Consider the following 24,004-nt stretch of genomic DNA (forward strand, 5'->3'; position numbering starts at 1 on the left):
TCATGAAGTGGGGTGCGCCTGCTCTCTGCAGCGCAACACGTGTGAGGGCTCGGTTTCGAGTGAACCGAGTATGCGTAACCTCTTTAACTGGTGACGATGCTTGTACGGCAAGAGCGGCCCGTCAAAAAGGAGCGGGCCTGCAGCAGTTGACCTGCAGCAGGACTACGGCGTCCGGCTCGAACAGACCCAGGAACGGGAGACCTGAGACGCGGACCAGCGCGCCGCGCTCGTACTCGACGGTCTCGGCCTCGGCCCCTTCGGGCACGACCGGACGCTCGGATCGCTCTCCGGCGGACAACGCGGTCGACTGGCGCCGGCCGCACTGCCCGTCCGGCGACCCTCCGCGCCACTGCTGGACGTGCCGGCCGGCCATGACCGCCGGCCGCGCAGGCGCCGGCAGGGCCGTGAGATCCGGCTCGACACCTACAGCCCCAGGTCCAGAGCCAGACACGAGTAGTAGTTCCACGAGCCCTCGGGGTTGTACGAGGCCGCCACCCCGCCACTGCGGCCGGCTTCCGCCTCTTCGGTCATGTTCTCGAAGCGGATGCGCTCGGGAAGCTTGCCGTACCGCGCGTGCCGTGCCGCGGCGGCGGGGTCCGCCATCGGTTCCTTTGCCTTGTCCATGGCCGAACTCCACTTCTTCATTCCGTCCAGGGCCATACCCTGCATCGAGTAACCACTCTGACAGGTGACGAACCCAGCCGCAAGAATCATCACCACTCCAATCGGTTACTACATTAGATCCGTAACCTCTTTGACTAGTGACGCACTCTGTGCCAGTGTCGCCCTGCACGCAAACTCGCGGCACCTGTGCGGCACTTGGTCCAACAACACGGGAGGCTTCATATGATCAACAGGCGCACCTTCACCAAGGCGATGGGCCTGGGCACGGGAGCGACCGCCGTCTCACTGGCCGGTCTGCAGGGTGTTTCGAGCGCCATCCCGGCTTCCTCGGGCACTGCGGGCGCCCCGGGCGCCCCTACCGCCTTCCCCTCGCTGAAGCAGGTCAAGGCCGGTCTGCTGAACGTCGGCTACGCCGAGCTGGGCCCCGCTCATGGCCCAGTGGCCATCTGCCTGCACGGCTGGCCCTACGACATCCACAGCTACGTAGATGTCGCTCCCCTGCTCGCGGCCGAGGGCTACCGCGTGATCGTCCCCTACCTCCGCGGTCACGGCACCACGCGGTTCCTGTCCTCGCAGACCTTCCGCAACGGGCAGCAGTCGGCGATCGCCCTGGACATCATCGCGCTGATGGACGCTCTCAAGATCCATAAGGCCGTGATCGCCGGCTTCGACTGGGGCTCGCGAACCGGCGACATCCTCGCGGCACTGTGGCCCGAGCGCGTCAAGGCCCTGGTCTCGGTGAGCGGTTACCTCATCACCGACCGCAAGGCCCAGCTCGAACCGCTCCCTGCGGCCGCGGAGCACACCTGGTGGTACCAGTTCTACTTCGCCACCGAACGCGGCAAGAAGGCCATGGAAGACCACGACCACCGTCTCCAGCTGACCCGGCTCGTCTGGGACCTCGTCTCCCCGACCTGGAACTTCGACGACGCCACCTTCGCGCGCACCGCGGCCGCCTTCGACAACCCGGACTACGCCGCGATCGTCATCCACAACTACCGCTGGCGGCTCGGCGTGGCCGATGGTGAACGCCGTTACGACCGCTACGAGGAGAAGCTGGCCACGGCACCGTCCATCGCGGTGCCGACCATCACCCTCGACCCCGAGAAGGACCCCTTCACCCTGCCCGGGGACGGTTCCATGTACCGCGACAAGTTCACCGGCGCGTACGAGCACCGGAAGCTGACCGGCATCGGCCACAACCTGCCGCAGGAGGCGCCGACGGCGTTCGCCCAGGCCGTGGTCGACGTGGACCGCCTGTGAGGGAGTGAACTCGCCTTCGTCGCAACAGAAGTCAGCTTGTCGCGCGCTCCGCGAGGGCGTACGACACCGAGCGCTCCCGCTTGTGGCGCCGGATCCGCCCCTTCGCGACGAGTGATTCGAGGGTGTTGCGGACGACCTGCGGGGTGGGCGAGCGGTCCGGGTGTCGCTCCATCAGCTCGTCGCGCAGGGCCTTGGCCGACCGCGGCTCTTCATGGTTACCGAGCAGTTCGATCAGGGCATCTCCGAGCAGAGGCTGCTGCGGCTTCCCCGTCTCGGCGGCCTTCGCCCGGGTGACGGCGGGTCGCTGCTGTGCCTGCCCGGGAAGGGGAGCGGGATTCGCCTCTTCATACCGCTCGGCGAGCTTCAGGATGTCCATCAGGAGGGCTTCCTCCTGCTTCAACATCTTGATCTTCTGGGCCAGTTCACGCTGTCGGCGGCGGTTCTCCGCCAGATCCGACACTGCTTGTTCGACGTACCGCGCCCGGAGCGAGGCGGCTGATCGGCTGGTCACAACCGTTCACTCCCCAGTGAGTGCCAGATGAGGCTGCGCATCGTACCTACGTGACGTCAGCTCTTCCCACTGTGCTGGCGGGCCCGGTACGCGGCGGCCTTGACCCTGTTGCCGCACGTCCTCATGGCGCACCAGTCCCGTCGGTGGCCTCGTGAGCGATCGAGGTAGACCTGAGTGCACTCGGGACGGGCGCACTCGCGCAACAGCGCCGCCTCGCCACCCCCGATGATCTCGACGGCCTCACGGGCGAGGGCGGAGAGTCCCTGAACAGCCGTGCCGGTACGGGTCGCACCGTCGGGACCGAGCCGCACGGTCACAGGGAGACCCGCCGCCTGCAGGTTCACTTCGGCGACCGCCTCGGCCGGCAGTGGCCGCCGCTCGATCCGGGCCGCGACCAGGGAGTAGATCGCCTCGCGCAGCTCCAGGGCGAGGGCGAGGTCGGCCTCGCTCGCCCCGGGCGCCAGATCGAGCATCCCAGACTCCAGGAACCAGTCGTCGAGCAGCTCGGGGGAGGCGAGCTTCTCCATCGGCTCGTCGTTGCGTCGCGCGCGCAGTGTGCCGACGAAGTCCAGGGGAAGCGTCCCGCAGGGGAAAGCGTGATTCACGTAACCATACTGACCGGTGACTCACGGATGCGCAATAGCCTACCCGTGACAACGCTTCCGCGAGTCACCTGCTTGATCAGTTACACCACATGTGAACGCAGAGTGCGCCTTCTCAGAAGGCGGAGTTGGCGAACCAGTGGGCCAGCAGCTGCTCGTCACCCTCGTGGGCGAGGGCCTCTGCCTCGTAGGGCAGCCGGCCGTAGACAAGCAGGAGCAGGTCGGCCGCGGTTCCCTCGACGGTCGCGTCAGCGGCGGCCGCGGCCGGGTGGGCCGTGTCGAGCCCGAAGCTGTCGGGCCGCAGTCGGACGACCCAGGCATCGTCCCCGTCGGTTGCGCGGAAGCGGATGGTCCTGTCGGGGCCGCGCAGGTTGGCCACCTTGGGGGCGAAGAAGCCGGCGAAGGGCAGATTGACGAGGAACTCGTCGATCCCGTCGACCGCGACGGGGCGGTCGATCGCGGGCCGGAGTCCGAGTGCGAGCTCGGCGTCGGCTCGGTGCAGCAGGGTCTCGAAGAGCATCCGGCGTGCCCAGAACCGGGCGTACTGGTCGGCGCCCCATGCCCACATGGGCAGGTCCGGGTCGGTGGCCGCGAAGGCGTCCGCGGCCACGGTCGCGCTCTCGGCCAGCCAGTCGGCGTATCCGCCCTCCTGGTCCGGGAGCCGAAGGTCCACTTCACGGGTGCGCGGGGGTTCCTGGATACGCGCCCGCAGCAGGACCGAGAACCAGCGCTGGACGCTGCCGGTGTGCTTGACCAGGTCGGCCAGCGTCCAGCCCGGACAGCTCGGCACTGCTGTGGCCAGGTCGGCGTCCTTGACCGCCGCGACGAACCGGGCGGTCTCCGCCGCGACCGCCGTGCGGTGATCGACCGAGGTGAAATCGGACTCGTGCCGGGTGTGGTCAGACGTCTTCATCGTGACTTGCCTTTCGGGGAAACCGCGGGTTCAACCGGACTGCTGGTCGATGACGGCCTCGTCGTGGCTGAACCCGTCGTTGGACGCAGGTGCTGTGCCGGCCGCCCGTACGCAGGGCCGGCGGCGGTGCGTGAAGCACGGTCACACGAGCTCGGCACCGGCTTCGGCTTCCGCCTCCGCGATCCCCGCCGTCCCGGAGTCCGCGACCTTCTTCGACACGGGCGTACGAGGCGCATGCACCGACTTGATTCCGAGGAGGGACACGGCGACAACCAGGCCGAAGGCCACGCCGGCGATCACGAAGCTCGTCGTGAACTGGCTCTCCTGGGGCAGAGCGGGCGCTCCGGCCGGAAGCGGGATGGTCTTCGACGCCAGCAGTGAGGTGATCACCGCGCTGGCGACGGCGCTGCCGACCGAGCGGGAGATGGAGTTGATGCCGTTGGCGATGCCGGACTGGTGGGCGGGGACGCTGGCGACGATGAGCGCCGGCATGGCGGCGTATCCGAAGCTGATCGCCAGGCCGATGACCATGCCCGCGCCGATCACCGAGGCGGTCGCAGCGTGCGCGACGCTCAGCCAGGTGAAGCCGAGCACTCCGAAGCAGGCCCCGGCGGCCAGGGTGAAGCGTGCGCCGAGCCGGCGCACCAGTACGCCGCCGAACTGGGCGCCCGCGAGCGAAACGAGTGTGGTCGGAAGCAGATACACCACGGACGCTTCGAGCACGGAAGCGCCGAAGCCGTAGCCCGCGATCTTCTCCGGCACCTGGACGAGGTAGGAGACGCCGATGAACTGGGCGAACATCGCGAACCCCAGCAACAACCCGGCCAGGTTGGTGAAGAGAACGGGCCGGTGGGCGAACATCTTCATGTCCACCATCGGTTCCCCGACCCGGCTCTCGGTGATGACCCACACCACTGCCATGACGACCGCCCCGGCGAAGGAGCCGAGCGTACGGCCGGACGTCCATCCCCACTCGTGCCCCTGCGAGATGGGCAGAAGCAGCAGCACCAGCAGCATCGCCAGGGTGACCGCGCCCAGCCAGTCCGTCCGGCCTCCCGTCGTCGTCCGGGAAGCGGGCACCGTGAACAGCACTCCCGCCAGTGCCACCGTCGCGAGCACCACCGCGAGCCAGAAGACCCGATGGTAGTCGGGGTCGGAGCCGCGGGTGAGGAGCCCCGCACCGACCAGCGCGAGCCCGCTGCCGAACGCGAGCGTGCCACTGACCAGGGCCATGGCACCGTGCAGCTTCTCCGGCTTGATCTCCTCGCGCAGAATGGAGAGCGCGAGCGGGAAGATCGCGGTCGCCGCTCCCTGCATCACGCGGCCGACGATCAGCCACGTCAGCGAGGTGGTGGTGGCGGCGAGCACCGAGCCCGCGATCATCACCAGCAGAACGCCTACGAGGGTGGGCTTCTTGCCGTGCTGGTCGCCGAAGCGGCCGAGCAGCGGGGTGAAGACGGCGGCCGACAGCAGCGTGGCGGTGGTCACCCAGCTGACGTTCGCCGTGGTGGCGTGCAGGTCGCTCTGAATGATGCCCAGGATCGGGACGACCAGGGTCTGCATCATCGAGACGACCATCGCGGCAAGGCCTAGCACCAGGACGACCGCGGTGTCCGCCGAGCGGCGTCCGGCCGCCGTGTGCTGTTCGTGAGACACGGAATCTCTTCCCTCAGTGAGACTTCGACGAACTACTTCAGAACGTCGAAGCTTGAGAACTTCAAGTAATGGGGGAGACCGTAGTCGTCAATATTTGAGATCGTCAAGTTTCCGGGGGTAAGGTGCCCGCATGACGGCACTCCCCCGCGTCACCCCCGCCCAGCTCATGGAGCTGCTCTCCGTGTCGCTGGCTGCCTACTACGGCGACTTCACGACCGCCGCCGCGAGCGAGAACCTCACGGCCAGCCAGGGCAAGACACTCAATGTGCTGCGCCGGGGGCCCGCCTCCATGAGCGTGCTGGCCACCACGCTGACCTGCGACGCCTCCAACATGACCGGGATCATCGACCGGTTGGAGAAGCGCGGCTTGGTGCGCCGCGAGCCCAGCCCCTCCGATCGGCGCGTCAAGAACGTCCTCCTCACCGCGGAGGGCGAGCAGGTCATCGAGGTGATCCGCGGGAAGATGAACAACACGCTGGCCGGCCTGAACAAGCTCAGCCAGCAGGAGCAGGACACCCTGTACGCGCTGCTGGAGCGCGCCTTCACCGCGCAGGCCGCGGCTGCCTGACCCGGCGGCTCACCAGGGACGGCGAGCCGCCGAGTACCTCCGACCCCTCCTCAGATGCCGTCAGGCTTGCCCGGACCGGGGACCTTACGGAAACGGAACGGCTCCGGGTCGCGGCCGGGCTGGATGAACCAGCACTCCCCGGTGCCGTCTCCGGTGACGATCCGCAGCACCGTGTCCGCCACGACCTGAGCCGGGATGACCGGCAGCCCCTGCTCGGAGAGCATGTCGCGCAGCGGATCGATGATCCGCGACTCGGCAAAGCCGGGGCAGACGGCGTTGAAGCGTACGTTCTCCGGCGCAAGAGCCGGCCCCAGCGAGCGGGTAAGTCCTACGACCGCATGCTTGTTGGCCGCGTACAGGGGATCAAGCGGTACGGCCGCCAGGCCCGCCAGGGACGCCGTCGCCACGATCGTCCCTCCACCGCGGGCCCGCAGCGCCGGCAGCACCGCATGGGTACCGAAGACCACGCCGTCGAGGTTGGCCCCCATCGCGCGACGGTAGCGTGCCAGGTCGAAGTCCTCGCCGAGGCCGCATCCGGTCGCCACCCCGGCGTTGAGCAACGCGATGTCGATTCCGCCGCACTGCTCCTGGGTGAACTCGACCAGCGCGCGGTTGGCGTCGGGGTCGGAGACGTCACAGGCGCGGAAATGGCCGCCCACCATCTCGGCCACCTCGCGGCCACCCTGTGCGTCGAGGTCCGCGACGACCACGCGCGCGCCCGCCTTCGCCAGCGCCAGTGCCGTGGCCCGGCCCAGTCCGCTGGCACCGCCGGTGACGACGGCCACCTTGCCCTGAAGCGCGGCGCCGTCCGTCTGTCCCGGCCGTGCGGCGGCGTCGCTCTCGACGGCGGTCATGACAGCTCCAGGACGAGCTTGCCGACGTTCTCCCCGCGGAAGAGCATCCCCAACGTCTCGGGGAAGTCGTCCACGCTTCCCCTCACCACGTGTTCCTTGACCTTGATACGGCCGGCTCCGATCCAGGCGGAGATGTCCTGCGCGGCCTGCGCGTAGCGCTTGGCGTAGTCGAAGACGACGAAGCCTTCCATGCGGGCGCGGCGCACCAGCAGCGAGAGGTAGTTGGAGGGGCCCTTGACCGGCGTGGCGTTGTTGTACTGGCTGATCGCACCGCAGACCACGACGCGCGCGTGCATCGCCAGTCGCGTCAGGGCGGCGTCGAGGATGTCACCTCCGACGTTGTCGAAGTAGACGTCGATGCCGTCGGGGGCCTCCCGGCGCAGCGCCTTCCTGACGTCCTCGGCGCGGTAGTCGATCGCCGCGTCGAATCCCAGTTCGTCGGTGAGCATGGCGCACTTCTCCGGCCCTCCGGCGATGCCCACGACCCGGCAGCCCTTGGCCTTCGCGATCTGACCGGCGATGGTGCCGACCGCACCGGCCGCACCCGACACCACGACGGTCTCGCCGTCCTGCAGTGCCCCGACGTCCAGCAGGCCGAAGTAGGCGGTCATGCCGGGCATGCCCAGTGCGCCGAGATACGTCGAGGGCGGGGCGAGGGAGGTGTCGATCTTCATGGCCCCCTTGCCGTCGGAGACCACGTACTCCTGGACGCCGAACGCGCCGACCACGTGATCGCCCGGCTGGAAGTCGGGGTGGTTGGACGCGGTGACCTCGATGACCGATCCGGCGCGCATCACCTCGCCGATGCCCACCGGCGGCAGGTAGGAGGGACGGTCGTCCAGCCAGCCCCGCATCGCCGGGTCCAGGGAGATGACGCGCGTCCGGCCCGCGAACCGGCCCGGACCAGGCTCGTCGACGAGTCCTGAACAGTGCTCCCAGTCATCGGGTTTGACCTCACCCACGGGGCGGGCTGCCAGACGGATCTGGCGGTTGGTCGCAGACATGACGCCTCCTGTCGTTCACGGCTTCGCCGCAGGGTACCGACCGGTAGGTATGTCGGAGCGTGTGATGTTCGCCACGTGCTGGGCTGCGAGGCGGGGTGGCGAGCCGAACGGACTGTCGTTCACCCGACCCCGAAACGTGACCCACAGTGGGCTTATGGGCATCCCAACCAGTCGGTATCGTGCGCCGCCACAGCCACCTCCTCCCCGTCCACCTCCACGGATCCGAGCCGCAGCGGAAGGCCATGCGATGACATTCGCCGACGAGAACCGGTACCCGCCAACAGAAACGGGGTGGCCGCCCCGCATCGAGCCCCAGGGGTACGCACCCGACGCCCCTCGGTACGAGGCGTACGGGTCATACGGCTCGTACGACCCGTACGGGCAAACCCCTTGGGACGCACCGTACGGACAAGCCCCTTGGGGCGAACCGCACGCGCACGAGGCTCATCGGCGCAGTGCCGACCTCGCCGCTCTGCGCTCGGCCTACCGCCTGCTCCGCCGGATCTCCACGCTCACGGCGCTCGGCTCCTTCGTGGTGTACGTCGTGCTGTCCTGTTACGCGCCCGGCCTGATGGGGGCCAAGATCGCCGGAGAGCTGAGCCTGGGAATGGCCCTGGGGGTCCTTCAGCTCGTCGTCACCTTCGCGGCGGTCTCGTGGTACGGACGCAGCGCACGACGCTCGGTGGATCCGTTGGCCCGCACCGTCAGAGAGCGGGCGGTCCCCACCGGCCGGAACACGGGGACGGCGAGATGAACGACTTCAGCACCGGGACGCAGGCCACGGTCCTGATTCTGTTCACCACGCTGGTCACCGTCACGCTGCTGATGTGCGTGATGGCGGGACCGGACCGCGACGACCTGACGAACTTCTACACCGGCTACCGCTCGCTCACCCCGTTCAAGAACGGCCTGGCGATCGCGGGCGACTACATCTCCGCGGCCACGGTGCTGAGCACCACGGGCATCATCGCGCTCGCCGGATACGACGGTTACGTCCTCGCGGTCAGCACGGCTCTGTCCCTGGTGCTGCTGATGTTCCTGCTGGCCGAACCCTTGCGCAACGCCGGCAGGTTCACCATGGGCGACGTCCTGGCCCGCAACATGCCCGGGCGGGCCGTGCGTATCGCCGCCTGCGTGGTGACGCTTTCGGCGACCCTGCCGTTCCTGGTCGTCCAGCTCTCCGGGGCCGGGTCGCTGCTCACCTTCATCCTGAACATCCCGCACGTGGCGGGCGCCAGGACGGTGTGCATCGTCATCGTCGGCAGCCTGATGATCCTTTACGCGGCGCTCGGCGGGATGAGGGGCACCGCGCTCATTCAGATGATCAAGATCGTGCTCCTGCTCGGCACCAGCCTCGCCGTTGCCGCTCTGGTACTGCACCGCTTCGACTGGAGCCCCGGAGACGTCCTCAGGGCGGCCCAGCACGGCAGCGGCGCGGGCCCCGCCTTCCTCCAGCAGGGCCTTCAGCTGGGCACCTCCGCCCTGGACCGGCTGGACTTCGTCGGTCTCCAGATCACCGTGGTCCTCGGCGTGGCCTGCCTGCCCCACATCACGATGCGTCTGTACTCCGCGCAGGACGTGCCGGCCGTGCGCCGCTCCATGTCGTGGGCGGTCGGCACGGTCACCACGTTCTGCCTGCTCGTGATCATCATGGGTACGGGCGCGGCGGCGCTGGTGGGATCGCGGTACATCACCGCGGCCGACCCGCACGGCAGGACGTCGGTGCTCATGCTGTCGCAGGTGCTCGGCGGAGCCTCCGACTCCGCAGGCTCGACGATTCTCTACTCGGCCGTGGCGGGCATGGTGTTCATCACCCTGCTGTCGTCGGTCGCGGGGATGACTCTGGCCGCGGCCTCGTCGCTCGCCCACGACCTGTTCGCCCATGCGGCGCGCCGGGGAGAGGCCGAGCCGCGTACGGAGATGACGGTGGCGGCGTGGACGAGCGTGGCCGTGGGGACCGTTGCCATCGGGCTCGCCACCCTGGTCCAGAACTGGGACGTCGGCGTGCTGACCACTCTGGCCATCTGCATCGGGGCATCGGCGGTGGCACCCGCGCTCACCTACTCCCTGTTCTGGCGAGGCTTCACGCGCACCGGCCTGCTCGCCACCCTCTACGGCGGCGCGGCCTGCGCGCTGCTGCTCATGGCACTCTCCAAGGCCGTTTCGGGCACGCCGTCCGCCGTCTTCCCGAACGCCGACTTCGACCTGTTCCCCATGCAGTCCACCGGACTGGTCTCCATCCCGTTCGGCTACCTGGCGGGATGGCTGGGCAGCCGATGGGACCACCGGCGCCGCCCCGCCGTCAGCCACGAGAACCAGCGGCTGTACGAGGAGAGCGAGGCCCGGCTGCTCGCCGCAGCCGAATGACCATGTCGGCGGAGGCGGACCGCACGAACGGCCTCGGTGCCTGCGCTGTGGTCCGCCAGGGGCCCAAGTCCCGTCGCGCGGTGTCGCGATCCTGCCGCGAGAACCTCATCCGCTTTTGCACCGGACACCGCTCGGAAGCCTATTCCGCCGGGCCTCGCGGCGGTGTCCCCAGCTCGCGTGCCGCCAAGGCCCAGCTGAGTTCCACCGCGGTGTCCGGAGCGTCCAGGCTGGAGCCCGTGAGCTGCTCGAAACGGCGCAGCCGGTAGCGGACGGTGTTGACATGGACATGTGCGCCGCGAGCGACTTCGCGGATGTGCCGTCCGCTCTCCAGGTATCCCCGCACCGACTCCTCGATGAGCGCGCCGAACTCCCCCTCCGCCTCCAGTGGGCGCAGATAGCGGTCGAGCAGCAACTCGGCGAGTTCCGGTTCGGCGACGACCGCCACCCGCCAGGACAGGTCGCTCAAGTCGTACACGCCGCGCAGACGGTACGCTCGGGCGGCTTGCAGCAGCCTGCCGGCGGCGCGGAAGGAATGGTGCACCGCGGCCAGGTCCGTCGGTGGGCCCAGCCCCGCCGTCACCTCCAGGTCACCGGTCTCCGGCTTCGCCTCGACGACTCCGGCGACCGCCTCGTCCAGCACGGTGAGCAGCGCGCCTCGGCCGTTCCAGCGGCCGTGGGACTCCAGGGAGCGTTCCAGCGCATCCGGACCGACGTTGCCGTTCGGTACAGCTCTGATGGCCCGGTACGGCCGCGACAGGTCCAGTCCGTAGATCGCCGCACCGCTGTGGATCTCCGCCGCGCTCAGCGTCCCGTAGAGCAGTCCACGCAGGAAGTCGGCGCGGCGGCGGGCGTCGGACAGGGCGGAGGCGACCTCGGCCTGCCGGTGGACGGCGGCGATCTGCAGGCTCGCGACGTCCGCCAGCTCCCACAGGCACTTGGTGCGGTCGACGATGAGGCCGGGGTCCAGCCCGCGTTGGGTCGCCTCGGCAAGGAACAGATCCCGTATCGCGCTCAGCGCCCGGCGGAAGGCACGGAGTCCGTCGCTGAGCGGCACGCCGCGGGCGGCCCGGTCCCGGGCCACATCGGCTTCGTCGAAGTCCTCCGGCGCGGGCACCGTCCCCTCTCTCACCACCGCGAGAGCTCGCTGGAAGTGCCGATGCCAGATCCGGTCCAGGAGTTCTGGCGGAACCGCGCGGTAGGACGGGATGTGGTCCGCCAGATCCGTGTGCAACCGCCCGCCCACATGCGTCTGCTGCGCGGCCATCGCGGCGATGACCTCTTCGAGGGACGCCACCGCGCCCGACTGTCCGCCCATGGGCCTCACCTCCGCCCCTCCGGCACCGGCCGTTGTGCAACTGACCAATATGCCGCCCTACGGCCTTGGCCGGAGAGCCGTCGACAACCCGCCAGCCCCGAAAGCACAGTGGCACGGCGGCAAAGGGTGCCCGCATCGACGCGCACGCGACGAGGCGCCGATCGACCGTGCTCAGAGCCGCCCTAGTGCTACCGCCCCACCCGACGAAGAGTGCGGAGACCACCATGACCGACGAGCACCATCACCGCCCCCACCACGCGGCCCCGGACACCGGCCCACGCCTCGCGCCACTGTCCGAGGACGGATGGGACCCGTTCACCCGGGAGCTGCTCGCCCCGATTCCCCGGGACGCCGACGGCCACCTCGCCAACGTCTTCACCACCTTGGTGCGGCATCCTGCCCTCTTCCGGCACTTCCTGCCGTTCGGCAGCTATCTGCTGCGCGAGGGCCGGCTGCCGGACCGGACCCGGGAACTTCTGATCCTGCGCACCGCGTGCAACACCCGGGCCGGTTACGAATGGGGACGACATGTACCGCTGGCCAGGGCCGCCGGGGTCACCGACGAGGAGATCCGGCGCGTCGGCGCGGGCCCGGACGCCCAGGGGTGGACGCCGGCCGACGCCCGTCTGCTGCGCGCCGCCGACGAACTGCACCGGGACGCACGCCTGTCCGCAGCCACCTGGTCCGCACTCGCCGCCGATCACGACGAGGCACAACTGATCGAAATCACCATGCTCGTCGGTCAGTACCACATGGTCGCGTTCTTCCTGAACTCCGCCGGTACCCGGCTCGAGCCCGGCTACGAAACGGAGACCCTGCCCGGGGCCACCGGGGCCGGCGCGGACGCGGCGAAGGGGGCACACGCCGATGCCTGAGCCCCGGCACACCATGACCCACCCGGCCGGCCTCCTGGCCGGCCGGAACGTACTGGTCGTCGGAGCGGGCACTCGCCCCAGCGGCGATCCGAAGGCCCCAGTGGGCAACGGGCGGGCGGTGGCCGTGCTCGCCGCCCGCGAAGGAGCCTCCGTGGCCTGCGCCGACGTCTCCCCCTCCGCCGCGGCGGCCACTGCCGCCCTGGTCGATGAGGAAGGCGCCCGTGGCCTGCCCGTGGTCGGTGACGCCACGGATCCCGGCCAGTCCTCGGCCATGGTCGCCGAAGCCCTCCGCGAACTCGGCTCGCTCGACGCGATCGTGGTCAACGTCGGGATCGGCCTCGGCGCGGGCCTGGCGGAGACCTCACCGCAGCAGTGGGAACGTGTGCTCTCGCTCAACCTGAGCGCCCCGTTCTTCGCCGCCAAGTACGGACTGCCCGCGATCGCCGACGGAGGATCGATCGTCTTCGTCGGTTCCCTGGCCGGATTGCGCGCGGCCACCGACTCGCCCGCCTACGACAGTTCCAAGGCCGGCCTGTTCGGTCTCACCCGCCATGTCGCCAAGGAGGGCGCGCCGCGCGGGATCCGCGCCAACCTGGTCGTCCCCGGCCTGATCGACACCCCGATGGGCCGCGAGGCCTCGGCCCGACGGGCGTCGCGTTCCGCCTCGTTCACGCGCATCCCGCTCGGCCGCCAGGGCACCGCCTGGGAGGTGGCCGAAGCCATCACCTTCCTGCTCTGCGACCGCGCCTCCTACATCACCGGGCAGAGCCTGGTGGTGGACGGAGGGCTGAACGCCGTCTGAGCACCTGGACGCCTGTCCGCACGGTGCCGACGCGGCGGGGGCGGTCCCCAGGGTCAGGGCATCGACCGGGACCGCCCACGCCGGCTCACTTCGCCAGCGGGCCGAACTCCTTGCGGGTGTCCACCGGCTTGCCGAACAGCTGCCACCGCTCGCCCTTGAACCGCATCAGCTGCATCGTTTCGAGCGGGAAGGCGTCGCCGTGGCCCGTGGACAGGGTGACACCCGGCAGCAGCAGTCCCACCTTCACGTCCTTCAGGTTACGCACGGCGTCCCGCAGCCCTTCCCTGGTCGGGCACTTCATCGCGTCCAGGGCCTTGTGCAGGCTGGAGGCGACGGCCCAGCCGTAGGCGTTGAACTGGTTGGCCGGGTCGGCGTCGGGGGCGTACTTGTGAAGGGCGTTCATGTAGGTCTTCATCTCGGGGTCGTTCGCCCAGTGCGGGTCGGCGGGGTCCTTGAAGTACGTCGCCGAGACCACGCCCTGCACGTTCTTGAACCCGACGGGCTGGAGCACGGCGGCGGACGAGGCCACGTTGTTCACGATGTGCAGCGGGTTCCACTTGGTGTTCTTGGCGTCGGCGGCGAGGGCCTGGCTGCCGAACTTGGGGGTGGTGACGTCCAGCAGCACGTCCGCCTTGGAGCGGGAGAGGCTCGCCATCTGCGCCGACACGGACGGGTCGGTGACCTCGTAGCTCTCCTCGGCGACCACCTTGATGCCGCTGCCGGCGACGGCCTTCTTGAACCCGCCGAGCAGGTCCTTGCCGAAGTCGTCGTTCTGGTAGAGGACCGCGACCTTGGCCTTGTGCCGCTCGTCCTTGAGGTACTTGGCGTACACCCTGGCCTCGGCCACGTAGTTGGGCTGCCACCCGATGGTCCAGGGATGCTTGGTGTCCGTGCCCCAGACGGAAGCACCCGTGGCGACGAAGGGCTGCGGCACCTTCTGCTTGTTGAGGTAGTCCCACGCGGCCGCCGTGGATGGAGTGCCCAGGGTCTGGAACACGGCGAAGACCTTCTCCTGCTCGACGAGTCTGCGGGCCTCCTCGACCGCCTTGGGCGGCTGGTAGCCGTCGTCCCGGACGATGAACTGCACCTTGCGGCCGTCTATGCCGCCCTTGCCGTTGACGTACTTGAAGTAGGCGGCCACGCCCTTGCTGATCGTGCCGTAGGCGGACGCGGGTCCTGACAGCGGGTAGATCCCGCCCAGCTTGATGGTCTTGTCGGTGATGCCGGTGGTCTGCTGGCCCTTGCACGCGCCACCGGCGGTGGTGGACTGGTCGTCCTGCCCTCGCTGGCTGCTGCAGGCGGTGGCGGTGAGCAGGGCGGCGGTCGCGGCCGCAGCCGCCCGCAGAGCGGTCGTCTTGCGCATGTGGTTCATTCCTTTTCCGTGCGGGGCGGTGCGCCCACGGGTTCGGCGTCGACAACTGCGGGGTCCGCAGGAGTGAGGGTCGTGGCGGGTCGGGATCCTGCCGGGGACTTCCGTTCCGCATCGGGTGCGGAGTCCGCCTCGGACACGGAATCCGCCTCAGGCACGGAGTCCGCCTCGGGTGTCCGGTCGAGGGCGGCGATGGTGCGGGGCAGGCGACGGACGACAGCGCCCAGGACACGGCCCGGCAGACCGGCCAGTCCCGTCGGGGCCACGAACATCACCGTGATGATCAGCAGGCCGAACACGACTCCCGGTGCGGCCTCGCTGACGTCCTGGGACACGCTCGGCACGTACATCACGAACGCCGCGCCCAGCAGGGGTCCGTACAGCGAGGCGAGCCCCCCGACCACCAGGCCGGCCAGCAGGGTGATGGACAGAACGAAGCTGAAGGAGTCGGGCGAGACGAAGCCGATCACCCAGGTGTACAGACACCCGGCGACGCCCGCGAACATCGCGCTCCACGCGAAGGCGAGGGTCTTGTGCAACGACAGCCGCACGCCCATGACCTCGGCGGCGCTCTCGTTGTCCCGCACGGCGAGCAGTGCCCGGCCGACCCGGGACCGCAGCAGGTTGCGGGCGAGCAGCAGGGCCACCGCGGTGACGGCGAGGACGACGAAGTACATCCACTGGTCCTCGGCCAGCCCGCTCCACGCGGGCGGCTGCAGCTTGTCCACGGTCAGGCCCATGGAACCGCCCGTCACCGGCTCGAGCCGCTTGAGCAAGGGCGGCAGGAACACCGCGAACGAAAGGGTGACCAGGGCCAGGTACAGCCCGCGCAGCCGCAGGGCGGGCACTCCGAACCCGAGGCCCAGCAGGAAGCATCCGGCGGCCGCGACCGGCAGCGTGGCCAGGTGGCCGGTGTGGTACCGGTCGAGCATGACCGCCGCCGTGTAGGCCCCCGCCGCGAAGAACGCGCCGTGCCCGAGCGATATCTGCCCGCCGAAGCCGACCAGCAGGTTCAGCCCGGCCAGCGCCACGGCGTACAGGAGCACCATGGTCAGCTGGAAGACCTGGAAGGGGGCGAAGTAGAAGGGTGCTCCGACGGCGACCGCCCCCGCAAGCAGGACAGTGAGCGCGGCCCGCAGCCGCCGGGCCCGGTCGGTGCCGAGCGCCGTTGTGATGGTGTTCATGCGCGCTCCACCGCCGCCCGTCCGAACAGGCCCTGGGGCCGCACCAGCAGCACCGCCAGAATGATCACGAGGGGGACGCCCACCTTCAGATCGGCACCGATCACGTCCACGTACGCCCCGGTCAGGGTCTCGGCGACGCCCACGAACAGGCCGCCGACAACCGCGCCCACCGGGCTGTCGAAGCCCCCCAGGGTGGCCGCGGCGAACGCGTAGATCAGTACCCCGCCCATCATGTTGGGCTCCAGGAACAGCACCGGGGCGACGAGCACGCCCGACACCGCGCCGACCGCCGCGGCCAGCCCCCAGCCGAGCATCAGCACCCGTCCCACCCGGATGCCCGACAGCCGGGCCGAGGAGGGGTTGCAGGCGACCGCCCGCATCACCAGGCCGATGGAGGTGTGCTGGAACAGCAGATACAGCAGGCCCATCACGACGGCCACCACGCCGAGGATCCCGAGCGTCGACCAGTCCACGCGCACCCCCGCCAGGTCGAGCCCGCCGTCGGGGAAGGGCTGCGGGAAGTCCTTCACGGTGAACGACCAGATCAGGCCGGCCATCGCGTTGACGAGGATGAACAGGCCGACCGTGACGATGACCACCGTCAGCTCGGGCGCGCCCCGCACGGGGCGGATGACGATCCGCTCGATCAGCATGCCCCCGGCGAAGGACGCCGCGAGGGTGACCGGCAGCGCCAGCCAGAACGGCATCCCGGACGCCACCAACTGCCAGGCGACGTACGTCGACAGCATGGCCAGCTCGCCCTGCGCGAAGTTGACGATCCCCGTGAACCGGTGGATCAGCACCAGGGCCAGCGCCAGACTGGCGTACACCGCGCCGGAGCCCAGTCCTTCCACCACTTGCTGGAGAAGATCGGTCACAGCGCTCACCCGGCCTTCCGGGAGCGGACGGAGACACCGAGGTACACCTCGGCGACCTGCCCGTCCTCGCGGACCTGTCGAGCCGGTCCTGACAGCACCAGGCGGCCGGCCTCCAGTACGTGGGCCCGGTGCGCGATGTCCAGCGCGAGCTGGGCGTTCTGCTCGACGACGACCACGGTGGTGCGTTCCTCCTCGTTGACGGCACGGACGATCTCGAACAGCTCGCGAGTGATCAGCGGCGCCAGGCCCAGGGACGGCTCGTCCAGGAGCAGCAGCGACGGCCGCAGCATCAGCGCCCTGCCGATGGCGAGCATCTGCTGCTCCCCGCCGCTGAGGCTGCCGGCGGCCTGCCGCGACCGCTGGCGCAGTCTGGGAAAGTGGCCGTAGATCCGTTCCAGGTCGGCCGCCACGGCCGTACGCTCGGCGCGGCCTCGCCGGCCGGGGCCGGTGCGCAGGTGGGCGCCTATGCGCAGGTTCTCTTCGACGGTCAGGTCGTTGAAGGTGCCCCGGCCCTCGGGCACATGCGCGACGCCCAGCCTGGCGGCCTGTTCGGGCGAGCGGCCCAGCAGTTCCGTGCCGTTCAGGGTGACCGAGCCGCGGCCGCGGACCACGCCGCTCAGCGCCCGCAGCGTCGTGGTCTTGCCCGCGCCGTTGGGTCCCAGGATCGCGCACACCTCACCGCGGGCGACGGAGAAGTCGAGGCCCTGCAGCACGCGGGCCTGGCCGTATCCGGCGTGCAGGCCGGCGACCTTGAGGAAGTTCGGCTCCGCACTCGGCTCGGCATCGGTGCGGTCGGCGGTGGGCTCGCTCATGCGGCCGCCCCCAGGTACGCCTCGACGACCGCCGGGTCGCGCTGGATCTCCTCCGGCGAGCCTTCGGCGATCTTGCGGCCGAAGTCGAGGCAGACCACCTTGTCGCACAGGCCCATCACGAACCCCATGTGGTGTTCGACCACCACGAGCGTGAGGTCGAACTCCTCGCGCACCGACCGGACCAGATCCGCGAATTGGCCGACCTCGCCGTGGCTGAGCCCGTTGACGGGTTCGTCGAGCAGGAGCAGCCGCGGCCGTACCGCGAGTGCCCGGGCGAGTTCGACGCGTTTGAGCGTGCCGAACGGCAGCCCGGAGGCGGGGTGGTCGGCGACGTCCGCCAGGCCGAGCCGCCGTAGCAAGTCGTCTGCCTGATCACGTAGTTCCCTCTCCTCCCGCCTGACTCGGGGCAGCCGGAGCGCCGCGGCGAGGTGTCCGCTGCGCCCCCGGCTGTGCGCGCCGACCATGACGTTCTCCCGGACCGTGAGTCGCGGGAACAGGCCCAGGTTCTGGAAGGTGCGGGCGATGCCGCGCCCGGCCACGGCGTGCGGTGGGAGGGCCAGCAGGTCCTCGTCCTCGAACCGCACGTCTCCCCCGTCGGGGGTGCAGCGCCTGGTGAGGCAGTTGAACAAAGTGGTCTTGCCGGCTCCGTTCGGCCCGATGAGCCCCACGGCGGTGCCCGGCTCGACGGTGAACCCGACACCGTCCAGTGCCGTGATCCCGCCGAAGCGCACGGTGATACCGTCGACCGCGAGCATGAGTGACGCCCCTTCCGACGTGCTGGGGGGTGAGCGAGCGTCACAGTAGGTGGAGGCGTTCCAGGCACACATTGGGTGTGAGCACCCAACTTCCCGGTCGCCGAACTGTGCGCCGCGCACAGGCACCGGGAGATGTCTCACGCCGAGCCTGTTGACGGAGCACGAGGCGGACGGCGACGATCGGCGTCATGCCTCGCGGTCCTGCCCTGGGCACTCCCCAACTCTCCGAACCGCTCCGCCGGGAGCGGTGGCGGATCCTGCACGCCGTCCACGACCGGGTCGAGGAGGTGGCGGCGACCGCCGTCGACGTGATGCGCGCGGAGATCCCGTCGTACGCGCTGCAGGACGAACGGTTCTTCGACGACGTACGGGACCAGGTGCTCGGGCACTACCGGATGCAGTTGGCGGCGTTGGCCGGCGACCGCGACATGGCCCCCGAGGACCTGGTCTTCAGCCGTGCGGCAGCCATGCGCCGAGCACGCGCGGGGTTCGCCCTGGAGGACTGGATCAGTGCGTTCCGGGTCGGCCGGCAGGTGCTGTGGGACGCACTGCTGGACTGCGCCGGCACGTCCGCCGAGGCCCAGCAGGCGGCGCTGTCCCTCGTCACCCCGCTGATGCGGTACGTCGACTACGCCAGTACCCATGCCGCGCAGGCCTACATCGAGTACCAGCAGCACGTGGTGGCGGACGCGGACCGGGAGCGCCGGGATCTCCTGGACCAGCTCCTGACCGGCGTGGTACCGGCGCGCGGTCCGCTGTTCGCCACGGCGCAGGCCTACGGCATCGGACCCCGCTCGCCGATGATGGCGGTCGTGGCGGTGTGCGTCGGCGACACCCGCACAGGGGACTACAACTCGGCCGAGAACGGCTACGCCACCAGCGCGTCGATCAGCGTCGCCGGGCCCTGGGCCGGAAGGACCCTCGTCGTCGTGCGCCACGGCGAGGTGGTGGCCGTACCCGTCGTCCGGACCGGCATGAACGCGGACGACATCTGCGCCCACTTCGAGGCCGTGCAGCAACGGCTCGCGCGGGGCGGAACCATGCTCTCCATGGGGATCAGTACGGTCGCCCAGGGCGCGTGTGAACTTCCGCGCGCCTACGAGGAGGCGCGCGCCGCCCTCGACCTCGTGCCGAGCGGGGGCGGGGTGGCGGCACTGCCGCGGCTGTCCCCGTTCGACTACCTGGCGCTGCGCGCCGACGACATCGCCCGCCAGCTGGTCGATCCCCACGTGCGTGCGCTGCTGGAGGAGGACCGCAGACGTGGCGACACGCTGGCCGCCACCATACGGGCATTCGCGGAGGCGGACCTCAATCTGCGGCTGGCCGCCGATCGGCTGCGGGTGCACCACAACACGGCGCACTACCGATTGCGCCGGATCGAGGAACGCACCGGCCGCAACCCGCGCCGGATCGCCGACCTCCTGGAACTACTGGTCGCCCTCGCCATCCGCGACGGGGCCGAGGAAGGCGGGGACTGCCGGTGAGCGGCATCGTGGAGTCTGCCGGGTCCGAGGTGGCGCGTCAGCTGCCGGACGGGCACGGGGACATGGGCCTGCCGCAGGGGCACGCCGAGCAGAACCGAACAATCCGGCGTGCGCTGCTGGACGCCGCGCTGGAGGTGTTCACCGAACGCGGTTACACCGACGCCGGTCTCACCGAGATCGCGGCGCGCTCCGGCATACCGGTGGGCAGCCTCTTCCAGCACTACGGCGGCAAGCGAGGGCTCTACCTCGCCCTTTGGGAGGAGTTCCGGGAGGAGCAGGAGCGCCGGACCGCGGCCACGCTGGCCTCCGAGCGAAGCCATGGTGTGGACGACCCCATCGCTCTCTTCGTGGCGGGAGCCAGGGCGTACCTGGAGGGTGCCTGGGACAATCGGAGGCTCGGCAGACTCCTCGTGGAGGACGACGCCCCCGCGGGCTTCGACGCGCTGCGCCGCCAGTGGGACCGCGCATGGGTACGGCGCAACGCCCGGCTGCTGGAGGTGGACGAGCGGCGACGCGCCGGCCGGGTCCGGGTGAGCGTGCTGACCACCGTCATCGGAGGGGCGGCGCGCGAGCTGGGCGACTGCGGGGACGAGACGGAGGCCAGGGAGATCGTGGACGAGGTGTGCGGCATCCTGATCCATCTGTCGGCGCCGCCCGGCTGAGACACCCGGCGTGTCACATGCTCGCAGTCTTGACAGTCCGTTTCTTCACCTGGAGGCTACCGACCAGTTGGTATGAAGAGGTGGGTCGTGACTGAGCTGAGCATCTCCACCGGTGCGGGCGTGTTCGACGCGATCGTGGCGGGTCCGCCCGAGGGCCGCCCGGTGCTGCTGCTGCACGGCTTCCCGGAGACGGGGCTGGTGTGGCAACGGCAGATCGCGGCGCTGGCCGCGCACGGCTACCGGGTGGTGGCGCCCGACCAGCGGGGGTACTCCCCCGGCGTCCGCCCCCAGCGGCCCGAGGACTATCGCATCGGCCTTCTCGTCGACGACGTCGTCGCGATCACCGAGGAACTGGGCTGGCGGGAGTTCGACCTGGTCGGCCATGACTGGGGAGGTGCGGTGGCCTGGTGGACCGCTCACTCCCACCCCGGTCGCGTACGCACCCTGACCGTTGTCTCGACCCCGCACCCCGCCGCTCTCGCCACTGCCCTGCGCACCGACCAGGATCAGCGCGAACGCTCGCACTACATGATCGACTGGCGCGAAACGCCCGCGACCGAGGAGCGCATGCTCGCCCACGATGCCCAGGAGCTGCGCGACCTCTACACCGGAAAGGTCCCGCAGGACAGTGCCGAGGCCTACGTACGGCACCTGTCCCGGCCGGGCGCTCTCACCGCGGCGCTGAACTGGTACCGGGCCGGCCGCCCCGACGGCACGATCGGCGCCATCGACGTGCCCACGCTGTACGTATGGAGCACGGAGGACATCGCGTTCGGCCCGGCGGCCGCACGGGAGACCGGGCGGTGGGTCAACGGGCAGTACCGGTTCGAGATCCTCCAGGGGGTCAGCCACTGGATCCCCGAGGAGGCACCCGAAACGCTGGTCCGGCTGCTGCTCGAACACCTACGAGCGCACGGCGAGTCCGGAACAGCGGCGGATACCCCACTTGTCGACTCCCCGGAGACGTGACCGCATGAAGACAGCACGTGCCGCCTGGCGCCGCCTCGAACCCGTACACGGCATGATCTACTTCGTCCCCGAGGCAACGCGACGGTACACGGACCTGGGACTGAGCCGACGCGCCGGGTACTTCGCCTCCCGCGGCGCCGCCTTCGGCCGAGCATCCGCCGAACTGGTCATCTCGACCTTCTACAACTTCAACCCCGCTTTCGTGCGGCAGGCGGTCGACGGGGCCTGGGACACGACGACACCGCAGCAGGTGCTGGACGCGCGGTACGCCGCGGCGGGCGAAGCCCTGCGGCGAGCGGGAATCCACGAGCTGCCCGGCTTGGACGAGGTCCTGGCGCTGACCCACCGGGCCGCCGAGACGGCCTGCGAACACGTCCAGGGCCGCCCGCTGTTCGCCGCGCATGCCGCACTGCCCTGGCCTGAGGAGCCGGTACTGCAGCTGTGGCACGCCCAGACGCTGCTCCGGGAGTTCCGTGGAGACGGCCATGTCGCGTGCCTGCTCGGCGAGGGCGTCGGGGGCTTGGAGGCCCTGATTCTGCACGCGGCCACCGGTGAGGTTCCCGTCGGCCTCCTCAAGGCGAGCCGCGCATGGCCCGAGGAGGAATGGGCCGCCACCCAGGAGCGCCTACGCGAGCGAGGTCTTCTCGACGGCGACTCCCTGAGCGCGGAAGGCGCACTCCTGCGCCGGCACATCGAGGACCGCACCGACCGCCTGGCCCTTCCCGCCTACGCCGCCCTGGGTGACGCCGGCTGTGAGCGTCTCGCCGAACTCGCGAGCCCCTTCGGCCGCGCCGTGCTCGAAGCGGGCCTTCTCAAGCTCGGCTGACCGGGCCCTCCCCCTTCCGCCTGTGGTGGCTCGTCTCCGGGCGCAGCGCACCGATCGGCGGAGCCGGCTCGCGCGGGCCGGCCGAGCGGACCGGTCGGCCGACCGTCTCCGTCACCGGCTCATCGGCCGGCCATCGTTCCGCTCACGTCGCAGCTCCCGCTTGAGGATCTTTCCGGTGGCGTTGGTGGGCAGGAGGTCGCAGAACTCCACCAGGCGCGGGTACTTGTAACTCGCCATCGACGCCCGGCACCAGGCGACGAGTTCCTCCTCGGAGATCTCCACGCCGGGTGCACGCACCACACACGCCTTGATCTCCTCGCCGTGGCTGTCGTGGGGCACGCCGATCACGGCCGCCATGCTCACGGCGGGATGGGTCAGCAACACCTCCTCGATCTCCCTCGGGTACACGTTGAAGCCGCCGCGGATGATCAGGTCCTTGGCTCGGTCGACGATGTAGTACCAGCCGTCGCTGTCCCGGCGAGCCAGGTCGCCGGTGTGGAACCAGCCGTCCCGCAGGGCCTCCGCCGTCGCCTCCGGCCGGTTGAGGTAACCCTTCATCACGTTGTGTCCGCGGATGACGATCTCGCCGACAGCTTCGGGGCCCTCGACCGGGGACCCGTGCTCGTCGATCAGATCCACCTCCACGCCCCAGACGGGACGCCCGATGGAGCCCGGGCGCGCCTTCTCGCCGGGCGGAGAGAACGTGGCCACCGGGCTGGTCTCCGACAGGCCGTAGCCTTCCAGGACGGTGATGCCGAACCGCTCGTCGAAGCGGCGGTGGATCTCGACCGGCAGTGCCGCGCCCGCCGAGACGGCGAAGCGCAGACTCTGTGCGATCTGGGCGAGGTCCGCACCGGGCGCCGCCTCCCTGAGCAGGGACCAGTACATGGTGGGAACGCCGGCGAAGATCGTGACCGAGTGGCGCTCCATCAGGGTGAGCGACGAGCGCGCCTCGAAGCGCGGGAGCAGCACCAGCGTCGCCCGCGCCGCGAGACCGGCGTTCATCTGGACGCTCTGGCCGAAGGAGTGGAACAGCGGCAGGGTGATCAGATGCACGTCGTGTTCGGCCTCACCGAACAGCTGCCGGCAGGTCAGGGCGTTGAGCGTCATGTTGGCGTGCGTGAGTTCGGCGCCCTTGGGCAGGCCGGTGGTACCGGAGGTGTAGAGGATGACCGCGGTGTCACCGGCCTCGGTGGCGACCGTCTCGAAGTCCGCGCTCCCCCCTTCCAGTGCCGCGGTCAGGGTCTCGGCGCCCGCGAGCGGGGAGTCGGTGGTGGGGCGGCGGTCAGCAGGAAGAAGTGTTCGCAACCGTCGCTGGTCCCGAACCCGTTCCACCCCTCCTGGCCCATCGGCAGTTCGGGTGTTCCCTCGAAGCAGAAGTAGGCCTTGGCTCCCGAGTCGGTCAGGTGGTAGGCGATCTCGCGGCTCTTGAGCAGGACGTTGAGCGGAACGACGACGGCCCCGGCCTTGAGGATGCCGTAGTAGACGACCGGGAACCAGGGCAGGTTGGGGCACGACAGCGCGACCTTGTCCCCGGGCCGGATGCCCCGCGCATGCAGCAGGCGGGCCACCCGGCGTGCGGCCGTGTCCAGTTCGGCGTAGGTCAGCCGCTGGTCGCCGAGGACGACAGCGGTGCGGTCGGGCACGTCGCGGGCACTGCTTTCCAGCGAAACGGCGAGGTCCAACAAGGGGTCTCCCTGAGAGTGTGGGA

25 protein-coding genes and 1 pseudogene are annotated in these 24,004 nt (G+C 70.0%); 11 read left to right on the forward strand and 15 right to left on the reverse strand.

Annotated elements, in window-relative coordinates; translation table 11 throughout:
• Nucleotides 1–157 precede the first annotated feature (157 nt).
• Nucleotides 158–373, forward strand: a pseudogene (locus ACWC5O_RS29290) (ABC transporter ATP-binding protein); the annotation flags it as partial.
• Nucleotides 374–423: 50 nt separating this feature from the next.
• Here ACWC5O_RS29290 and ACWC5O_RS29295 read toward each other — a convergent pair.
• A complete protein-coding gene (locus ACWC5O_RS29295; protein ID WP_450581535.1) occupies nucleotides 424–624 on the reverse strand; it encodes a hypothetical protein in 201 nt (66 codons plus the stop codon).
• A 222-nt stretch (nucleotides 625–846) separates the two neighbouring features.
• On the opposite strand from ACWC5O_RS29295, the gene ACWC5O_RS29300 reads away from it, so the two are divergent.
• The gene (locus tag ACWC5O_RS29300) at nucleotides 847–1,887 is read left to right on the forward strand and encodes an alpha/beta fold hydrolase (protein WP_450581537.1); all 1,041 of its coding nucleotides are present in this window, start codon (nucleotides 847–849) and stop codon (nucleotides 1,885–1,887) included.
• Between the two features lie 31 nt (nucleotides 1,888–1,918).
• On the opposite strand, the gene ACWC5O_RS29305 is transcribed toward ACWC5O_RS29300, so the two are convergent.
• From ACWC5O_RS29305 to ACWC5O_RS29320, 4 genes are all read right to left on the reverse strand, one after another.
• The gene (locus ACWC5O_RS29305; RefSeq protein WP_450581539.1) at nucleotides 1,919–2,398 is read right to left on the reverse strand and encodes a hypothetical protein; all 480 of its coding nucleotides are present in this window, start codon (nucleotides 2,396–2,398) and stop codon (nucleotides 1,919–1,921) included.
• Nucleotides 2,399–2,454: 56 nt separating this feature from the next.
• On the reverse strand, nucleotides 2,455–3,003 hold the full coding sequence (locus ACWC5O_RS29310; protein WP_450581540.1) for a CGNR zinc finger domain-containing protein: 549 nt from the start codon (nucleotides 3,001–3,003) through the stop codon (nucleotides 2,455–2,457).
• A gap of 112 nt (nucleotides 3,004–3,115) precedes the next feature.
• Complete coding sequence (locus ACWC5O_RS29315) at nucleotides 3,116–3,913, reverse strand: maleylpyruvate isomerase family mycothiol-dependent enzyme (RefSeq protein ID WP_450581542.1); 798 nt, start codon at nucleotides 3,911–3,913, stop codon at nucleotides 3,116–3,118.
• A 141-nt stretch (nucleotides 3,914–4,054) separates the two neighbouring features.
• A complete protein-coding gene (locus tag ACWC5O_RS29320) occupies nucleotides 4,055–5,569 on the reverse strand; it encodes an MFS transporter (RefSeq protein WP_450581544.1) in 1,515 nt (504 codons plus the stop codon).
• A gap of 130 nt (nucleotides 5,570–5,699) precedes the next feature.
• Here ACWC5O_RS29320 and ACWC5O_RS29325 point away from each other — a divergent pair, with 130 nt between their 5' ends.
• Nucleotides 5,700–6,137, forward strand: coding sequence for a MarR family winged helix-turn-helix transcriptional regulator (locus ACWC5O_RS29325; protein ID WP_450581545.1), 438 nt, complete (start codon nucleotides 5,700–5,702; stop codon nucleotides 6,135–6,137).
• Nucleotides 6,138–6,187: 50 nt separating this feature from the next.
• Here the strand turns inward: ACWC5O_RS29325 and ACWC5O_RS29330 are convergent, their stop codons facing one another.
• Nucleotides 6,188–6,991, reverse strand: a complete 804-nt coding sequence (locus ACWC5O_RS29330; RefSeq protein WP_450581547.1) for an SDR family oxidoreductase — start codon at nucleotides 6,989–6,991, stop codon at nucleotides 6,188–6,190.
• A complete protein-coding gene (locus ACWC5O_RS29335; protein WP_450581549.1) occupies nucleotides 6,988–7,995 on the reverse strand; it encodes an NADP-dependent oxidoreductase in 1,008 nt (335 codons plus the stop codon). Before ACWC5O_RS29335 ends, ACWC5O_RS29330 begins: the two co-directional genes overlap by 4 nt.
• A 247-nt stretch (nucleotides 7,996–8,242) precedes the next feature.
• On the opposite strand from ACWC5O_RS29335, the gene ACWC5O_RS29340 reads away from it, so the two are divergent.
• Nucleotides 8,243–8,749, forward strand: coding sequence for a DUF485 domain-containing protein (locus ACWC5O_RS29340; protein WP_450581551.1), 507 nt, complete (start codon nucleotides 8,243–8,245; stop codon nucleotides 8,747–8,749).
• Nucleotides 8,746–10,362, forward strand: coding sequence for a sodium/solute symporter (locus ACWC5O_RS29345; protein WP_450581553.1), 1,617 nt, complete (start codon nucleotides 8,746–8,748; stop codon nucleotides 10,360–10,362). Before ACWC5O_RS29340 ends, ACWC5O_RS29345 begins: the two co-directional genes overlap by 4 nt.
• Before the next feature lie 139 nt (nucleotides 10,363–10,501).
• On the opposite strand, the gene ACWC5O_RS29350 is transcribed toward ACWC5O_RS29345, so the two are convergent.
• On the reverse strand, nucleotides 10,502–11,677 hold the full coding sequence (locus tag ACWC5O_RS29350; RefSeq protein WP_450581555.1) for a PucR family transcriptional regulator: 1,176 nt from the start codon (nucleotides 11,675–11,677) through the stop codon (nucleotides 10,502–10,504).
• A 224-nt stretch (nucleotides 11,678–11,901) separates the two neighbouring features.
• Here ACWC5O_RS29350 and ACWC5O_RS29355 point away from each other — a divergent pair, with 224 nt between their 5' ends.
• Nucleotides 11,902–12,552: a carboxymuconolactone decarboxylase family protein gene (locus tag ACWC5O_RS29355; protein ID WP_450581557.1), complete on the forward strand. Its 651-nt coding sequence runs from the start codon at nucleotides 11,902–11,904 to the stop codon at nucleotides 12,550–12,552.
• Complete coding sequence (locus ACWC5O_RS29360) at nucleotides 12,545–13,354, forward strand: SDR family NAD(P)-dependent oxidoreductase (protein WP_450581558.1); 810 nt, start codon at nucleotides 12,545–12,547, stop codon at nucleotides 13,352–13,354. The genes ACWC5O_RS29355 and ACWC5O_RS29360 overlap by 8 nt, the downstream gene beginning before the upstream one ends.
• An 85-nt stretch (nucleotides 13,355–13,439) precedes the next feature.
• Here the strand turns inward: ACWC5O_RS29360 and ACWC5O_RS29365 are convergent, their stop codons facing one another.
• Genes ACWC5O_RS29365 through ACWC5O_RS29385 form a run of 5 tightly spaced genes read right to left on the reverse strand, consistent with a single transcriptional unit; the run spans nucleotide 13,440 to nucleotide 18,352 of the window.
• A complete protein-coding gene (locus ACWC5O_RS29365) occupies nucleotides 13,440–14,717 on the reverse strand; it encodes an ABC transporter substrate-binding protein (protein ID WP_450581559.1) in 1,278 nt (425 codons plus the stop codon).
• A gap of 5 nt (nucleotides 14,718–14,722) precedes the next feature.
• Complete coding sequence (locus tag ACWC5O_RS29370; protein WP_450581561.1) at nucleotides 14,723–15,907, reverse strand: branched-chain amino acid ABC transporter permease; 1,185 nt, start codon at nucleotides 15,905–15,907, stop codon at nucleotides 14,723–14,725.
• On the reverse strand, nucleotides 15,904–16,785 hold the full coding sequence (locus ACWC5O_RS29375; protein WP_450581563.1) for a branched-chain amino acid ABC transporter permease: 882 nt from the start codon (nucleotides 16,783–16,785) through the stop codon (nucleotides 15,904–15,906). The genes ACWC5O_RS29370 and ACWC5O_RS29375 overlap by 4 nt, the downstream gene beginning before the upstream one ends.
• Before the next feature lie 5 nt (nucleotides 16,786–16,790).
• Nucleotides 16,791–17,597 (reverse strand): ABC transporter ATP-binding protein, encoded by an 807-nt coding sequence (locus ACWC5O_RS29380; protein WP_450581565.1) that lies wholly within the window; start codon nucleotides 17,595–17,597, stop codon nucleotides 16,791–16,793.
• Nucleotides 17,594–18,352 (reverse strand): ABC transporter ATP-binding protein, encoded by a 759-nt coding sequence (locus ACWC5O_RS29385; protein WP_450581567.1) that lies wholly within the window; start codon nucleotides 18,350–18,352, stop codon nucleotides 17,594–17,596. The genes ACWC5O_RS29380 and ACWC5O_RS29385 overlap by 4 nt, the downstream gene beginning before the upstream one ends.
• Before the next feature lie 188 nt (nucleotides 18,353–18,540).
• Here ACWC5O_RS29385 and ACWC5O_RS29390 point away from each other — a divergent pair, with 188 nt between their 5' ends.
• The 4 genes from ACWC5O_RS29390 (at nucleotide 18,541) to ACWC5O_RS29405 (ending at nucleotide 22,293) form a co-directional block, all read left to right on the forward strand.
• Nucleotides 18,541–19,836 (forward strand): PucR family transcriptional regulator, encoded by a 1,296-nt coding sequence (locus tag ACWC5O_RS29390; protein WP_450581568.1) that lies wholly within the window; start codon nucleotides 18,541–18,543, stop codon nucleotides 19,834–19,836.
• On the forward strand, nucleotides 19,833–20,498 hold the full coding sequence (locus ACWC5O_RS29395; RefSeq protein ID WP_450581570.1) for a TetR/AcrR family transcriptional regulator: 666 nt from the start codon (nucleotides 19,833–19,835) through the stop codon (nucleotides 20,496–20,498). Before ACWC5O_RS29390 ends, ACWC5O_RS29395 begins: the two co-directional genes overlap by 4 nt.
• Before the next feature lie 96 nt (nucleotides 20,499–20,594).
• On the forward strand, nucleotides 20,595–21,467 hold the full coding sequence (locus ACWC5O_RS29400; RefSeq protein ID WP_450581607.1) for an alpha/beta fold hydrolase: 873 nt from the start codon (nucleotides 20,595–20,597) through the stop codon (nucleotides 21,465–21,467).
• Between the two features lie 4 nt (nucleotides 21,468–21,471).
• Nucleotides 21,472–22,293 carry an SCO6745 family protein gene (locus tag ACWC5O_RS29405; RefSeq protein WP_450581572.1) on the forward strand — a complete coding sequence of 274 codons (822 nt, stop codon included), beginning with the start codon at nucleotides 21,472–21,474 and terminating at the stop codon, nucleotides 22,291–22,293.
• A gap of 111 nt (nucleotides 22,294–22,404) precedes the next feature.
• Here the strand turns inward: ACWC5O_RS29405 and ACWC5O_RS29410 are convergent, their stop codons facing one another.
• Together ACWC5O_RS29410 and ACWC5O_RS29415 are read right to left on the reverse strand one after the other, a co-directional pair.
• Nucleotides 22,405–23,601, reverse strand: a complete 1,197-nt coding sequence (locus tag ACWC5O_RS29410) for an AMP-binding protein (protein WP_450581574.1) — start codon at nucleotides 23,599–23,601, stop codon at nucleotides 22,405–22,407.
• Nucleotides 23,532–23,978, reverse strand: coding sequence for an AMP-binding protein (locus tag ACWC5O_RS29415; protein WP_450581576.1), 447 nt, complete (start codon nucleotides 23,976–23,978; stop codon nucleotides 23,532–23,534). The genes ACWC5O_RS29410 and ACWC5O_RS29415 overlap by 70 nt, the downstream gene beginning before the upstream one ends.
• Nucleotides 23,979–24,004: the final 26 nt, after the last annotated feature.

Source organism: Streptomyces sp. NPDC001450 (assembly GCF_053597295.1).

Excerpts from the sequence above, each read along its gene's own strand:
- ACWC5O_RS29295 (WP_450581535.1), bottom strand. The coding sequence starts at position 624 with ATGGACAAGGCAAAGGAACCGATGGCGGACCCCGCCGCCGCGGCACGG.
- ACWC5O_RS29300 (WP_450581537.1), top strand. The coding sequence starts at position 847 with ATGATCAACAGGCGCACCTTCACCAAGGCGATGGGCCTGGGCACGGGA.
- ACWC5O_RS29315 (WP_450581542.1), bottom strand. The coding sequence starts at position 3,913 with ATGAAGACGTCTGACCACACCCGGCACGAGTCCGATTTCACCTCGGTC.
- ACWC5O_RS29325 (WP_450581545.1), top strand. The coding sequence starts at position 5,700 with ATGACGGCACTCCCCCGCGTCACCCCCGCCCAGCTCATGGAGCTGCTC.
- ACWC5O_RS29330 (WP_450581547.1), bottom strand. The coding sequence starts at position 6,991 with ATGACCGCCGTCGAGAGCGACGCCGCCGCACGGCCGGGACAGACGGAC.
- ACWC5O_RS29335 (WP_450581549.1), bottom strand. The coding sequence starts at position 7,995 with ATGTCTGCGACCAACCGCCAGATCCGTCTGGCAGCCCGCCCCGTGGGT.
- ACWC5O_RS29340 (WP_450581551.1), top strand. The coding sequence starts at position 8,243 with ATGACATTCGCCGACGAGAACCGGTACCCGCCAACAGAAACGGGGTGG.
- ACWC5O_RS29345 (WP_450581553.1), top strand. The coding sequence starts at position 8,746 with ATGAACGACTTCAGCACCGGGACGCAGGCCACGGTCCTGATTCTGTTC.
- ACWC5O_RS29350 (WP_450581555.1), bottom strand. The coding sequence starts at position 11,677 with ATGGGCGGACAGTCGGGCGCGGTGGCGTCCCTCGAAGAGGTCATCGCC.
- ACWC5O_RS29355 (WP_450581557.1), top strand. The coding sequence starts at position 11,902 with ATGACCGACGAGCACCATCACCGCCCCCACCACGCGGCCCCGGACACC.
- ACWC5O_RS29360 (WP_450581558.1), top strand. The coding sequence starts at position 12,545 with ATGCCTGAGCCCCGGCACACCATGACCCACCCGGCCGGCCTCCTGGCC.
- ACWC5O_RS29365 (WP_450581559.1), bottom strand. The coding sequence starts at position 14,717 with ATGCGCAAGACGACCGCTCTGCGGGCGGCTGCGGCCGCGACCGCCGCC.
- ACWC5O_RS29370 (WP_450581561.1), bottom strand. The coding sequence starts at position 15,907 with ATGAACACCATCACAACGGCGCTCGGCACCGACCGGGCCCGGCGGCTG.
- ACWC5O_RS29380 (WP_450581565.1), bottom strand. The coding sequence starts at position 17,597 with ATGAGCGAGCCCACCGCCGACCGCACCGATGCCGAGCCGAGTGCGGAG.
- ACWC5O_RS29385 (WP_450581567.1), bottom strand. The coding sequence starts at position 18,352 with ATGCTCGCGGTCGACGGTATCACCGTGCGCTTCGGCGGGATCACGGCA.
- ACWC5O_RS29390 (WP_450581568.1), top strand. The coding sequence starts at position 18,541 with ATGCCTCGCGGTCCTGCCCTGGGCACTCCCCAACTCTCCGAACCGCTC.
- ACWC5O_RS29405 (WP_450581572.1), top strand. The coding sequence starts at position 21,472 with ATGAAGACAGCACGTGCCGCCTGGCGCCGCCTCGAACCCGTACACGGC.